This is a genomic window from Pseudomonas sp. gcc21 (assembly GCF_012844345.1).
Classification (GTDB): Bacteria; Pseudomonadota; Gammaproteobacteria; order Pseudomonadales; family Pseudomonadaceae; genus Halopseudomonas.
The window spans coordinates 2,335,402-2,349,136 of sequence record NZ_CP051625.1; the positions used below are offsets into that span (position 1 = coordinate 2,335,402).

A 13,735-nucleotide genomic window follows, 5' to 3' on the forward strand; every position below is an offset into this window, starting at 1 on the left:
TAAATGAAACTGTTCAATCGCTTCATCGCACTGACGTTGTTGGGTCTCGCGGGCTTCGCCCAGGCGGGCGTTGCCGTGATCGTCAATCCGGGCGCGCCAAGCGCACCCAATCAGGCGCAGGTCGCAAATATCTTCCTCGGCAAGGACAAATCGCTGACCGGCATCGATCAGGAAGGCTGGAACCCGGTGAAGGAAAACTTCTACACCACAGTGACCAGCAAGAACGAGTCGCAGCTCAAATCCTACTGGTCCGGTCTGATTTTTACCGGCAAGGGTCAGCCACCCGCCAGCGTAGCGGGTGACGCTGCAGTGGTCGCCAAGGTGGCTGCGGATCCGAACGCCATCGGCTACGTCGATAGCGCTGCGGTAACGGATGCGGTCAAGGTGCTGTTCACCTTGCCCTGATCAGCTGCCCTAGCTGTTGAAAAAGCCGGCCTCGTGCCGGCTTTTTCATTCCTGACGGACGGTCTCATGCGCCGCTCTGGACCGCCGATACCCCACTGCATACATCGCCAAGTTCAAGTCGCCAATTAACCGACTAGTGGCATTTAAGCATCATTCTTCATTTGTTAACATCCGCACGCGCTGCGGACACCGGAAGTCAAATGCTCAAGAATTTTTCCCTCACGTACAAGCTGGCAATCGCTCCCGCGATCGCGCTTGCGGGCCTGATCGCTTACGTCGTGTATAGCTCCCTGCAGCTGACTGTAATTGATTCCCGGCTGGATGCGCTTGAAAGAGTCAGCTACCCCACGCTGGAGACCGCCGATGCGATCCTGTTTCAGTTTTCAAGGTTGCCTGGCATCTATAACAATGCAGTCACTGCCGGGGAGCTATCCGCGCTGAACGACGCGAGCCAGATAATTGGCGAAATCGAAAACCATCGCAGCCGCATCGCCAAGCTGGTGGTTGGCGAGCCCTCACTGGCTCGCGACCTGACAGCGTGGGCCGAAGCCATCAATCGCTACGCGACAAACGCATCACAAGCCTCCAGCGCGCTGATCACCGGTACAGCCTCCTTTGATGAATTGCGGCCCAGCCTGGACCGGATGGCCAAGGATCTTTCAACCGCGCAGGAACTCGGCGACGGGTTTCGCGAGGCAGCGTACTCCGGCTTTCAGCGGACGCTTTCGGTCACCCGTGAAGACAACAGCACCACTATACGGCTTGGAATGGCGTTGTCCCTGGTACTGGTGCTGCTGGTCGCTTTCGGTGCCTGGGCAGTTACCCGCAGCATCATGATCAACGTGCATGGCGTAATCGGCTCACTGAAAGCCATTGCCCGCGGCGAAGGCGATCTGACGCGTCGCGTGAATGTTGATTCGAACGATGAAATCGGCGAAATGATCAACCTTTTCAACAACTTCCTCGACACACTACAAGGCACGATTCGCAAAATCGTCGAAGCCGCCAGTCCGTTAAGCGACGTATCGAAGGAGCTGTATCGGCTAACACAAAACTCGGAAGAGAACGCCAGATCCCAGCAACAGCACACCGATTCGATCTCCCGCGACATCCTGAATATGAACGACCACATCCAGGAAGTTGCCCGACGTTCTCGACAGGCATCCGAGCAGGCTGGGTCTGCAACGCGTCAAACCGCTACAGCCCGTGACCGCATCAATACGCTTTCAGAAAGCATCAACGATCTGGGAACCAGCGTCACCGGCGCGGTGAAGTCCATGGCTGAGCTGGAGGAAGAAACCCAGGCGGTCGGCTCAGTCCTGACCGTTATCCGCAATATTGCCGAACAGACCAACTTGCTCGCTCTGAATGCGGCGATCGAAGCTGCACGCGCAGGCGAGCAAGGCCGCGGCTTCGCTGTTGTCGCTGATGAAGTGCGCAATCTGGCGCAAAAAACTGCCACCTCGACCGCCGAGATCCAACAGATCATCCAACGCCTTCAGAACAGCGCCAACAACGTACTGAACGTGATGACCGCCAATAGCGAGAAATCCCGTGACAGCATTGAGCGTTCCACAGAAGCAACGCAACTGCTCGCTACCATCGCGACCGCAGTCAACCAGATCAACGAGCTGAATGCCGATATTGCCCGCTATACGCACGAGCAAACCGGCCTGTCGAGCTCCATCCAACAAGAAACGCAAGTGTTGCAGCAGGACGCCAAAGCAACCGCACAAGGGGCCAATGCCACGGCCCGACTGGGCGAGCAGCTCGTCAGCACCGGAGACGAACTCCGGGCGGCGACCGCCCAATTCAAAATCTGATTTGCTTCAAGGAGCACACTGAATGTTTAGATTACATGCGCTCGGTCTGGCAGTAGCCTGCCTCGCCGCGTCACCCGCTTTCGCGCTGAGTCAGGGCGAATACCGCTTGAATGGCTTCGGCACACTGGGGTTTACTCACCTGGGCGGTGAGGATGAAGGCCGCAGCTATGGTATTCAGGGCCAAACCAACGACTCATGGCGCGGAGACGAGCTATCCAAGCTCGGCGGGCAGTTTCAATACGGCCTAACCGACCGGCTCAATCTCACCACACAGGTCACACTGAAAGCCGAGCAGGATACCTGGAAGGCCAATCTGGAATGGGCCTACCTTTCGTTTCAGGGCTCCGACCGCCTGACGCTTCGCGCGGGTCGCCTGCGCAACCCGGTGTACATGTACTCCGAAACGCTGGATGTCGGAATCACTTATCCGTGGTTGCGACTACCCGACGAGATCTACCATCAGGTGCAGATATCCAATTACGAAGGTGTCGATTTCACCTATTCGATTCCGGTCAGCTACGGCTCGGTGAGCGTGCAAGCCTATGGCGGACAAGCGGAGAATCGCGACTTTTTCGCCTACGACCAGATGTATGACATGGACTACAAAAAGGTCGCTGGCGCAAATATCACGCTGGAGACGTTCAATTACGGCATTTTCCGGGTGGCCTACAGCGAAGCCGGGTTGAACATGACAATGCCGGAACTTGCAATTTATAGAATGGCCGATATCGCCAACGATGTTAAAGGCAAATTCAGCTCCGCTGGCTATCAGTATGACAACGGCACCTGGCTGGCCGCGAGCGAGGCGACAAGGCTAGTAGTCGAGGGCTTAACACCAACCAAGAACGCATTCTATGTAATGAGCGGGCGCCGGCTCGGTGATGTTCTCGGGCACGTCACTTATGCGCAGCTCGACGAAGCTGGAGCCGGTCGGCAATCCTCCTGGACCTATGGGTTGAACTACAGCCTGGCCCCCACCGTTACGCTGAAAGGTGAATACAAGCGCGTTGACACCTCTGATGGCGGACGCGGCGTATTTATCCAGTCTGGAGAAGAATATCTCACCGGCCTGTTTACTGGCACTGCCCGCACCTTCGATGGTGACATCGTCAGCATCGGCCTCGACTTCGTATTCTAAGGAGCAGTCTAATGAAAATTTTTGCACGCTCCATGGCGGCCATCGCTTTGGCTGTATCCGCAATCTCAGCCCAGGCAGGCGTGGCGGTTATCGCTCATCCCGCTGCGGCCAAAAATCCCTCGCAGGCGGAAGTGGCGAACATCTTCCTCGGCAAGGACAAGTCGCTGACCGGCATCGATCAGGAAGGCTGGAACCCGGTGAAGGAAAACTTCTACACCACGGTGACCAGCAAGAACGAGTCGCAGCTCAAATCCTACTGGTCTGGCCTGATTTTCACCGGCAAAGGCCAGCCACCCGCCAGCGTAGCGGGTGACGCTGCAGTGGTCGCCAAGGTAGCTGCGGATCCGAACGCCATCGGCTACGTCGATAGCGCTGCGGTGACTGACGCGGTCAAGGTGCTGTTCACCTTGCCCTGACGCGTTGTTTCATCGCATGAAAGCCGACCTCGTGTCGGCTTTTTGTCTGTGCTGGCTGGGCAAAATCTCCGTGTCGTTTCGCCAGATGGTCTATGCTCATCGGCATGACCGACCCAGCCCTGCGCACCGTACCCATCCGCCCCTCGCCCTGCCCAACCCTGACGGGGCAGGAGCCGTTTTTCATGGTAATGAACAGCCGCTCAGGCAAGGGCAATGCCGACCAGATACGTGAAACCGTCGAGGCGCTGCTGTCCGCGGCCGGCCGCCGCTACGAGCTCATACCAGTAAGCAGCGGATCGCAGCTCGGCCCTGCTGCGCAGAAGGCGCTGGCAAAGGCGCGAGAACACGACGGAATAGTGGTAGCGATTGGTGGCGACGGTACGCTCAATGCGGTTGCCCGAGTGGTGCTGGGCTCTGGCGTCCCGTTCGGCATCCTCCCGCAGGGGACATTCAACTATTTCGGACGCTGCCATGGCATTCCCCAGGATACCGAGGCGGCAGTGCAGTGCCTACTGGATGCCCGGGTGCGCCCGGTCAGTGTTGGGATGCTCAATGACCAGTTGTTTCTGATCAATGCGAGCCTGGGGCTGTATCCTAGGTTGCTGCAGGACCGCGAGCGTTATAAACGACGCTATGGCCGCAGCCGCCTGGTTGCACTCTGGTCGGCTCTGGCCACTCTGGCGCATGCGCACCGACAACTTGATGTTCAGCTCGAATACGAAGGCGCTATCCATTCACTGCGCACGCCGACCATTGTTGTGGGCAACAACCGACTCCAGATGGAACATATTGGAATCGAGGAAGCAGAGGCTTCAGAACACAACAGGCTCGTGCTGATGAGCTCCCGACCGGTGGGCACTCTGTCACTTTACTGGCTGTTAGTACGCGGCCTGGCAAGCCGACTGGGCGACGCGGAAAATGTCATTTCCTTTGCATTCGACTCCATGGTGGTACGACCCGGCCGCGGTCGCCGCAAAGTAAAAGTGGCTCTGGATGGTGAAATCACTCGAATGGTTGCACCACTGACGTTTCGGGTCGCAAACGATAAGCTTCCGCTACTGGTGCCGCGTGTGACCGTGGAGGCGACCCCATGACCCGCGTTCTTCAACTATCGGATCCGCATTTCGGCACCGAGCAGCTCCATGTAGTGGATGCCCTGCATCGGTTCATCGACACCTGTGCGCCCGATGTATTGCTACTGAGCGGCGATATTACCCAGCGGGCGCGCCGTCATCAGTTCGACGCCGCTCAGCGCTTTCTGGACAAGATCACATGTCCGGTACTCGCCGTTCCGGGTAACCACGACATCCCGCTGTTCAATCTGTTCGCGCGTTTCATCAACCCGTATGGTAATTTCCAGCGCGCATTCGGGAAGCAGCTGGAGCCCGAGTTTGCCAACTCGGATGTACTGATTCTTGGGGTCAACACCACCCGCGCATCCCGCCACAAGGATGGCGAAGTGTCCGCTTCGCAGACGGCACGAGTCATCGAGCGGCTGCGTCAGGCTAAGCCCGATCAGCTACGTATCGTCATGCAGCATCACCCGGTACGCGCGGTCGCAGAATCGGACACAGCCAATTTGTTGATCGGCCGGGAACGGGCGATTCCGGCCTGGGTCGATGCGGGTATGGACCTGTTGCTTGGGGGGCACATACATCTTCCGTACGTGTGGCCGGTCTATGGTCAAGCGGGCGAAACAGGCCGCAAGGCCTGGACTGTGCAGGCCGGTACTGCAATGTCCAGCCGTACGCGCGGCCAGGTGCCCAATTCGGTCAACCTGATCCAGCATGAATACGCGGCCGGTCGGCACCGCTGCACGGTTGAGCGGTGGGACTATTCGCTTGAAGCACAATCCTTTGTGCAGGCGTTGGTTACCGATGTCACGCCGGATCGCCCTGCCCTGAAATCAGCGCTGGATTGATCAACGCCTGAATTCAATATGCTGGCGGTGCGGATTGCCGCCCCGCCAGATGAACCCTTCGAAGTAGTAGTGCACCAGCGTGATAGTCAGAGCAAATACGACCGCCAGCCGATAATCATCCTGCAGGCTGGTCAATACGTAGGCAATTGCAATTGAAGCGGCGGGCAGCACGATGATGGGCGGCAGCTTGCTGAAGTGTGTCAGGCGATAGACCAGGTTCACAGGCGCAGCCCGGTTACGATTGGTGTCGTGGGTGATGTAGATCATGAACGCCGTGATGTCATGGATGACACGCGGAATAAGAATTACAAACAGCGTGTAGCCGATCTCATGAATCAGCAATACGGAAGTCAGCATGGCGACATTACTCCACAGATACCAGACGCCAATCCGATTACGCGAAGTCCTGGTTAACCTGAACGCCAGCACGATCACAGCTGCGCACATCAGGCCAGCTATTGCCATCAGGAATTCGAAAGCGCTGACGCCAGCAAAGAGTTCATAGCCGAGCAGACTGGCTGAGTAGACAGTTACATAAATAACGAAGCCACACAGAATCGACAACCATTTCCAGGTCTTGAATACACCGGACGGTGGCACACCCATCATCATCAGCGTCAGGCCGAGCTGCTGCGCGAGCACATGATAAATGGTGTAGAACGCCAGAAAGATGAACATCGATTGCTCGCCCAGCGGCTGCGGCCCGAATATCGCCAGGCTGGTCAGCCCTGCAAACCCCATGAAGGGCAGTAACAGGCTACGCCTGTAATGCGAGATATATTCCGAGTCAGCCATTGTCAGAAGGCTGGCTACGATATGCGGCAGCCCGAATATCACTGTCCAGAACGGCCACTGCATCGGGTCAACCGGAATATGCTGGCGCAGCAGGCGACCGTCCAGAACGAGGCTATCTATCAGCACCAGGGCAAGCGAAACAGGAACGACCGCGTAAAGCGCCAATAACCACCGGCAATCCAGCACCTGCAAAGGTCTGTCAAAGGTGTTCAATGTAAGGCCCACCATCTTGTTATAGGACAGGCATTGTGGCGGAACGGGGAAACCAGTGAACGTGACGCAGTTAACAGATCGCGACGATCAAACGCCCGTTCTAGAGGGGTTTAGATGAAATGAATATATATTCAGCCGTTATTCCGGAGCAGGTGGAATAACGGCGTTGTTATTTCCCGAGCGGGACGCTTCAGCGCTGGGAGGCCAGATACAACGCTTCTACTTTCTGGCGGGCCCAAGGGGTCATCCGCAGGAATTTGAGGCTAGAGTTCAGGCTGGGATCAACCTGGAAACAACGGATCGGGATGCGGTTTCCCAACTCTTCCCAACCGTAGGTATCAACCAGCGAGGTCAGCACCTGCTTCAGCGTTACACCGTGCAGCGGATCGTTACCGGTCTGGTCAGGCACTGGTTGATTCATCCAGCTTCACGCGGATACGGCTCCCCGCTACATCCGTGCCGTTCAATCGCTTGATGGCAGCCTTGGCATCTGACGGGTGGGGCATTTCAACAAAGCCAAAGCCCTTCGACTTGCCGGTTTGCTGGTCAAGTACGAGGTCACAGGCCGTTACGATGCCGTGTGCCTCAAACAGATTGCGCAGTTCCGCTTCGGTGGTGTTACGCGCAAGGTTGCGAACAAGGAGTTTCATCATATTCCCATGGTAGAATCCAGCCCGCACTATACCCCTAACGGGCAAAACCTTACATTGCCAAGCATAGTCGATTCCACATGCCCCCACCTTGCGCCAGCATTGGCCTGATCGACCCGAAAAGCCCGACCAACGTCGGAGCCGTGATGCGCGCTGCGGGTTGTTACCGCGTGGCTTCTGTCCGTTACACCGGCATGCGCTATGCAAGGGCGGCACGTTTCCATACCGATACCCAGGGCGTCAGCCAACGCATTCCTTTGATCAGCGTGAACGACGTACTTGACGATCTGCCGGCGGGCACCAGCGTGGTGTGCGTGGAACTGGTCGAAGGCGCTACCGCACTGCCTGCATTCAGCCATCCCGAGCACGCGCTTTATGTGTTTGGGCCAGAAGACGGCAGTCTCAGCCAGGTATTGATCGACCGGGCTGATCACGTCGTATATGTTCCGACTGTCGGATGCATGAATCTCGCCGCCACAGTCAACGTAGTGCTGTACGACCGCCTCGCGAAATCTTCAGCGGGTATCGGGGACGATGCCTTGATCCGCGAGAGCCGCGATACCAACAACCGGGTCAGGGTCGCCCGACCTGCCCTCCTCGATTAGCAGTCACCTACCCGCTGCGCCGGTTTGGTACACTGCTGCGCCCTGTTCTGACGGATTCACCCGTGTCGGCCAAAAGCGAGCATTTTGACGTAATCATTCTCGGTGCCGGAGCATCCGGACTGCTCTGTGCCTTCACCGCTGCACAGCGCGGACGCCGCGTGCTGGTTCTCGAGCGAGCCAACAAGATAGGCAAGAAGATCCTCATGTCCGGCGGCGGCCGCTGCAACTTCACCAACCAGCTGGTCGAAGCAGACAATTTCATTTCTGCCAACCCGCATTTCTGCAAGTCAGCGCTCAGGCGTTATACCCAGTGGGACTTCATCGAGCTGGTCGAGCGCCATGGCATCAGTTACGAAGAACGCAAACACAGCCAGCTGTTCTGCAAGGATTCAGCAAAAGAAATCGTCGCTATGCTAGTCGCTGAATGCGAGTGGGCCGGCGTGCAAATCCGGACGCACTGCGAAATCAACCGGATCGAAGCTATCAACACCGGCACATCGCGCTATCGCCTTGGTCTGCAGCAGGCTGACACCGTCCGCACGCTGGCCTGCGAATCACTGGTTGTAGCGACCGGCGCACTGTCGATCCCCACACTCGGCGGCAGTGGACTGGGTTATGAGATCGCCCGACAGTTTGATCTTCCTCTGACCGAACGCCGTGCAGGACTGGTGCCGCTGATGTTCAGTGACGCGATGAAGCAGCTCTGCGAGCGCCTCTCCGGTCTGGCTGTTGAGGTCACTATCCGCTGTAACGGCCATTCATTCACCGAGAACATGCTCTTCACCCACCGCGGCATCAGCGGTCCTGCGGTACTGCAGATTTCCAACTACTGGTACCCGGGTGATGACATCTCGATTGACCTGCTGCCTGGCATCAATGCACCGCAGTGGCTCGTGCAATCGAAGCAATCCAGCGGTAAAAGCCGCCTGCGCACAGTCCTCGGGCAGCATCTGGCAAAGGGTTTGATCGCGGAGTTGCAGCAGAAGTGGTGGCCCGAACACGACGATACCGCACTGGCTGAAATCAGCGACAAACAACTGATTCGCATAGGAGAACAGCTCAACGGCTGGTGTCTCAAACCTTCCGCAAGCGAAGGCTATCGCACAGCCGAGGTAACCCTTGGCGGGGTAGATACCGACGCGATCAGTTCAAAAACAATGGAAGCCAAACAGCAGCCTGGGCTGTTTTTTATCGGTGAGGTGCTGGACGTAACGGGACACCTGGGTGGATTCAATTTTCAGTGGGCCTGGTCTTCCGGCTACAGCGCCGGTCTCGCGGTGTGACCTCGGCGCCGGACCACCAGCACTGCGATAACCAGCAACCCGAGCGCGACGTACACCAGAGTGCCAAAGAAATGCGGATGACGGCTGTAAAAGCTACCTCCGGACTCGGTCGAGAAGGGAATATCGACCAGCATTTCTGCCCGGGAAAATGCGCGGGAGCCCGCAATGACACGACCGTTTGGGCTGGATACCACCGAGGGCCCGTTGTTGATGAGATGGATCATCGGAACCCGGTTTTCCACTCCGCGAACGATCGACATGGCGCGGTGCTGGAACGGTTGGGTCGTCTCGCCGAACCAGTTGTCCTGTGAAAGAAAAAGCAACACCTTGCCCTGTCCCTCAGCCCCTACCGAATCAGCGACAAATTCAGGAAATGCCGTTTCAAAACATACTTTCGGCACTACCTCCATGCCCCCCATGTTGAAATAGGCATGCCTGTCCCCGGCAGAGAGCTCACGAAGGAACTCGCCCAGAAATAGGTTGGTTATGGTTTTCAGGCCGGGAAGAGAAAAAAACGCCGGCAAGTATTCGCCGAACGGCATACGTTGAACCTTGCGGTAGGTATCAGCCAACTCGCCGTCCTGCCCAAGGAAGGCCACCGAGTTGAAGCTCTGCCTTTCACCGTCTACCCAGCGATTCTCAACGTCATGGAAAACCAGCGGAACACCGGACTCGCTTAATCGCTGAGCATAACCGTACCGAACGCTGTAATTCTCGAAATAGCCTTTATAGCGCGCTTCAGGCCAGGCAACCCAGGTAGCACCGCCTTTGATCAGCCGCTCGGTAGCCTGCATTTCTTCAGGCGACTCAAGACTGAAACCGGGAGCGGGCTTGGGCAGGTCCAACGTGACAGCGTCATTGGGCTGCACCAGTCCCACTCGGCGCGTTTCCCATTCGGCAGTACGCTCGTCCCATGCCTGCAAACTGACGAATCCGTAAATGAACCAGGCAAACACCAATACGGCTGCACCTATATTGATTGCCCGATTTGCTGCGCTGCGAACCAGACCGCGCCGCAGTACATGGAACACCAGAGCGCTGACCATGAGCATGATCGCATCCATTCCCTGCGCACCGACCAGGTCAACGCCCTGCAGTGCGGGCAGGAACTGCGTTTGCGCCTCGGCAAATCGCGCTTCGAACAGCAGCGGATAGAATGCCATTACCGCGAGGATACTGAAGGTGAAGGTGAGTACTTCAAACCCGGGAAGCGCACGCGCAAGCCACCGGTAAAGCAGACAGGCGAGGCCCACCGACAACCCTGCGTACAACCAGAAGATAGCCGCCAGGCCGAGACTGAGCGGGAACGAAAGCCCCTTCAGATTGATAGCAAACTCAACCATCCAGTTACTGGCGCCGGCGAAGCATACTGCGCCTGCGACCCAGCCGAGCAGTGTCGCCGTCGGCAGCCGCGTACCGTCCAGTGCGAACAGCAAAGGTACCCAGCCAAGCCAGGCAGTCCAGTACAGATGGGGTATCAACCAGGGGATGCACAGCAGTGCACCGGACAACGCTGCCAGCATGATTCTGCATGCCAAGGGTCCAGCGGATGCAACTGACGACGCATCATCAAACGGGTTTTTCGCGATGGACAGGTCAAGCCGGTTCATTGTTATTCTGCCTCTGGACACCTGTCGGGCCGTATGAAGGTCAGCGGGCACAGTAGTAATCCTGGGCTTCAGCAGCAATACCCTGTTCGGGTGAGCATAGCTGACCCAGCCCCTCTGTAGCGGTCTTCACATAGTCTACGAGCCAAACAAGGCTTTGGCTCTCACCTACTAGCTGTAGCGCCCTGTCGTTGGTCTCAAACTACCGTACCCAGCCCCCGCCCGTCCCGCAACCCGCACTTGTCAGGAACGGTCGTTTCGCCATTGGTCTGAGGAGGCGTTTGGGTTGTTTCACTCTCGTCATGGCTGAGATAAAACTAGCGCAATGCACTGCTGCGTTATGGTGCTTCGGTTGCTAGTATATGGACCAGTCATGGTGGCCATCTGACTTCACGCACTACTCATGGATGAAACAATGCACAGATCCCAGCCCTACCTTCTCTCAGGATCCGCGTGAGCAGCCCTCCTCTGCCGCTGCTCGTCTGCGACGACTCCGCTATGGCGCGCAAACAGCTGATCCGCGCACTTCCGGCTGATAGCCTGTTTCAAATCACCCAGGCGGCAAACGGCCTCGAAGGGCTGGCCGCGATTCGCAGCGGACTCGGAGTCATTGTTCTGCTGGATCTGACGATGCCGGAACTGGACGGTTTCGGCGTACTGGCTCAGCTTCAGCAAGAAGGTTTGCAATGCCACGTGATCGTGGTGTCCGGTGACGTGCAGGCTGAAGCGATACGCCGGGCCAAGGCACTGGGTGCAAAAGCGTTCATCAAGAAGCCTGCCGATCCGCTCCAATTGAGCGCAGCCCTGAGCATGCTGGATATTACTATTCCGGTGTGTTCGGCCAGGCAATCGTCACCCAAATATTCGGCCGGCCTGCCTAGCGTTCCTTTTCGCGATGCGTTTCGTGAGGTTGCCAACGTGGCAATGGGCCGCGCCGCCGAGCTTCTTGGCCGCGTGCTTGGCGTCTTCATCAAGCTACCCATCCCGAACGTCAATATCCTCGAGGTCGGCGAGCTGCACATGGCGCTCGCCGATGCCCAGCGAGGCGAACGTCTTACTGCCATTTGCCAGGGCTATATCGGCGGAGGCGTAGCTGGCGAGGCGCTGCTCATATTCCATGACGCGGAAATCGACAGCGTCGCCAGTCTGCTTAGAACACACCTCGACGAGAGCGCCAAACTGGAAATGCTGCTGGACCTGGCGAGCATTATCATTGGCGCCTGTCTAAACGGCCTTTCCGAACAGCTCCTCATCAATCTGTCCCAAGGCCATCCTCTGGTGCTCGGCCAGCACTGCCCGATCGAGGAGCTCATCCGCATCAATCAGCGTCGTTGGAAACGCACCCTCGCGGTGGAAATAAGCTACGGCCTCGAGGATCTGGATATCCATTTCGATCTGATGCTGCTGTTCACCGAAGACTCGGTTCCGCGCCTTCAGAAACAGCTGGATTTTCTGATAGATGGGTAACCCTCAGAACAAGGACGAGCCAATGCCCGCTCAGTTTGATATAGACGAACTCCACTGGCTGCTGGATATCGTTCAGAGCATCGATGTTGGGGTGGTAGTGCTGGATCGCCAGTACCGTATCGAGGTGTGGAACAGCTTTATGGAAAACCACTCCGGGATGAGCGCGGAGAACGTTTCACACCAATCGCTGTTCGGCCTGTTTGCGGAAATTGAGCAGGAATGGTTCATGCGAAAGGTGGAAACAGCCGTCATGCTGGGCACCAGAGCCTTCACCATCTGGGAACAACGGCCCAACCTGTTCCGGTTCAAGAGTTACCAACCGATCACCGGACTCGCTGATGAGATGTATCAGAACGTGACCATTCTGCCGTTGCGTAGCCCCAGCAGCGAGATCGACCATGTCTGTCTGATCATCTATGACGTAACCAATGTTGCGGTCAACAAACGCCAGCTCGAGTCGGCCAATAATCAGCTGCAGGAACTGGCATTGCGCGATGGCCTGACCGGGCTGCTCAATCGCCGCCACTGGGAACAATGCCTGGAGCACGAGTTTGCTCGTCATTTGCGCTACCAATCGCCGGTCAGTCTGGTGATGTTTGATATCGACCACTTCAAGGCGGTCAATGATACCTATGGCCACCAGCTCGGTGATGAGGTTATCCGTGAAGTCGCCCGGGTCACCCACGAGCTGGCCCGGGAAACCGATTTTGCAGGCCGCTATGGCGGTGAAGAGTTTGTGGTACTCCTACCGGATACAAGCCTGGACGGTGCTGCCCAGTTTGCCGAGCGGCTTCGCCAGGGAATCGAACGCCTGCGCGTCGCCCACGAGGGCACCTTGCTCTCCTTTACCGTAAGCCTCGGCGTCGCCTGTATCGAACCCGACCTGGAGAATCATACCCAGTTGATCGAACGCGCCGACAAAGCCCTGTATCGCTCCAAGGAAGACGGGCGCAACAAGACAACAGTCCACCACTAAAATCAAAAATTGAGATATGTCTCGCACCGCGAGTACGTACCGGCCATTCGCTATTGCGTCAAAAATGCCATCCATGGAAACTTTCAGCAACCACTACTGTCAATGGAACGACGGTTTAACCTTGATAGAGCGACATTACTATGGACAGTTCACGACACGGTTGGAAATGGGCCTACCAGAAAGCCCGCGGTTATCATGTTTCAGCGATGCAAGCGTTCTACCGGGCTACGCGATTCTGGCTGGTTGGCGATACCGGCTCCTTCCCCACGCATGGCGGCTTTCGTAAGTCGCGTATTCGGCGCTAAGGAGCCCCTGAGAAACCTGGCGAGCGAAGGTCAGGCAAGGCGAAATCCGAAAACCCGCGCTCCAGGCTGGCGTACCCGTTTAGCTGGTGAAATAGCCTCTGTGCGGGATATCAACGCAACTTGGCCGAGCG

14 protein-coding genes are annotated in these 13,735 nt (G+C 57.2%); 10 read left to right on the forward strand and 4 right to left on the reverse strand.

Translation table 11 applies throughout. From position 1 onward, the window contains the following. Window positions 1-3 precede the first annotated feature (3 nt). From HG264_RS10795 to HG264_RS10820, 6 genes are all read left to right on the forward strand, one after another. Window positions 4-405 carry a phosphate ABC transporter substrate-binding protein gene (locus HG264_RS10795; RefSeq protein ID WP_169407656.1) on the forward strand — a complete coding sequence of 134 codons (402 nt, stop codon included), beginning with the start codon at window positions 4-6 and terminating at the stop codon, window positions 403-405. 200 nt (window positions 406-605) lie between these two features. Continuing rightward, on the forward strand, window positions 606-2,228 hold the full coding sequence (locus tag HG264_RS10800; protein WP_169407657.1) for a methyl-accepting chemotaxis protein: 1,623 nt from the start codon (window positions 606-608) through the stop codon (window positions 2,226-2,228). A 22-nt stretch (window positions 2,229-2,250) separates the two neighbouring features. Beyond that, entirely contained in the window at window positions 2,251-3,366 is a 1,116-nt protein-coding gene (locus HG264_RS10805; RefSeq protein ID WP_169407658.1) for a porin, read from the forward strand. A gap of 11 nt (window positions 3,367-3,377) precedes the next feature. Continuing rightward, window positions 3,378-3,782, forward strand: coding sequence for a phosphate ABC transporter substrate-binding protein (locus HG264_RS10810; RefSeq protein WP_169407659.1), 405 nt, complete (start codon window positions 3,378-3,380; stop codon window positions 3,780-3,782). Between the two features lie 182 nt (window positions 3,783-3,964). After that, a complete protein-coding gene (locus tag HG264_RS10815; RefSeq protein WP_218572979.1) occupies window positions 3,965-4,876 on the forward strand; it encodes a diacylglycerol kinase family protein in 912 nt (303 codons plus the stop codon). Beyond that, window positions 4,873-5,703, forward strand: coding sequence for a metallophosphoesterase (locus HG264_RS10820; protein WP_169407660.1), 831 nt, complete (start codon window positions 4,873-4,875; stop codon window positions 5,701-5,703). Before HG264_RS10815 ends, HG264_RS10820 begins: the two co-directional genes overlap by 4 nt. Here HG264_RS10820 and HG264_RS10825 read toward each other — a convergent pair whose 3' ends face one another. From HG264_RS10825 to HG264_RS10835, 3 genes are all read right to left on the reverse strand, one after another. Next, window positions 5,704-6,711 (reverse strand): hypothetical protein, encoded by a 1,008-nt coding sequence (locus HG264_RS10825; protein WP_169407661.1) that lies wholly within the window; start codon window positions 6,709-6,711, stop codon window positions 5,704-5,706. Window positions 6,712-6,901: 190 nt separating this feature from the next. Then, a complete protein-coding gene (locus HG264_RS10830) occupies window positions 6,902-7,132 on the reverse strand; it encodes a VF530 family DNA-binding protein (RefSeq protein ID WP_169407662.1) in 231 nt (76 codons plus the stop codon). Beyond that, window positions 7,113-7,364: an RNA recognition motif domain-containing protein gene (locus tag HG264_RS10835; RefSeq protein WP_372240163.1), complete on the reverse strand. Its 252-nt coding sequence runs from the start codon at window positions 7,362-7,364 to the stop codon at window positions 7,113-7,115. Before HG264_RS10835 ends, HG264_RS10830 begins: the two co-directional genes overlap by 20 nt. Window positions 7,365-7,441: 77 nt before the next feature. On the opposite strand from HG264_RS10835, the gene HG264_RS10840 reads away from it, so the two are divergent. After that, a complete protein-coding gene (locus tag HG264_RS10840; protein WP_169407664.1) occupies window positions 7,442-7,966 on the forward strand; it encodes an RNA methyltransferase in 525 nt (174 codons plus the stop codon). A gap of 62 nt (window positions 7,967-8,028) precedes the next feature. Next, window positions 8,029-9,249: an NAD(P)/FAD-dependent oxidoreductase gene (locus HG264_RS10845; protein WP_169407665.1), complete on the forward strand. Its 1,221-nt coding sequence runs from the start codon at window positions 8,029-8,031 to the stop codon at window positions 9,247-9,249. Here HG264_RS10845 and lnt read toward each other — a convergent pair. Continuing rightward, entirely contained in the window at window positions 9,225-10,772 is a 1,548-nt protein-coding gene (lnt, locus tag HG264_RS10850; protein WP_169407666.1) for an apolipoprotein N-acyltransferase, read from the reverse strand. The two genes, HG264_RS10845 and lnt, sit on opposite strands and share 25 nt — an antisense overlap. A gap of 537 nt (window positions 10,773-11,309) precedes the next feature. Here lnt and HG264_RS10855 point away from each other — a divergent pair. Both HG264_RS10855 and HG264_RS10860 read left to right on the forward strand, forming a co-directional pair. After that, window positions 11,310-12,323, forward strand: a complete 1,014-nt coding sequence (locus tag HG264_RS10855) for a response regulator (RefSeq protein WP_256663661.1) — start codon at window positions 11,310-11,312, stop codon at window positions 12,321-12,323. 22 nt (window positions 12,324-12,345) lie between these two features. Further along, window positions 12,346-13,299 (forward strand): diguanylate cyclase, encoded by a 954-nt coding sequence (locus HG264_RS10860; RefSeq protein WP_169407667.1) that lies wholly within the window; start codon window positions 12,346-12,348, stop codon window positions 13,297-13,299. Window positions 13,300-13,735: the final 436 nt, after the last annotated feature.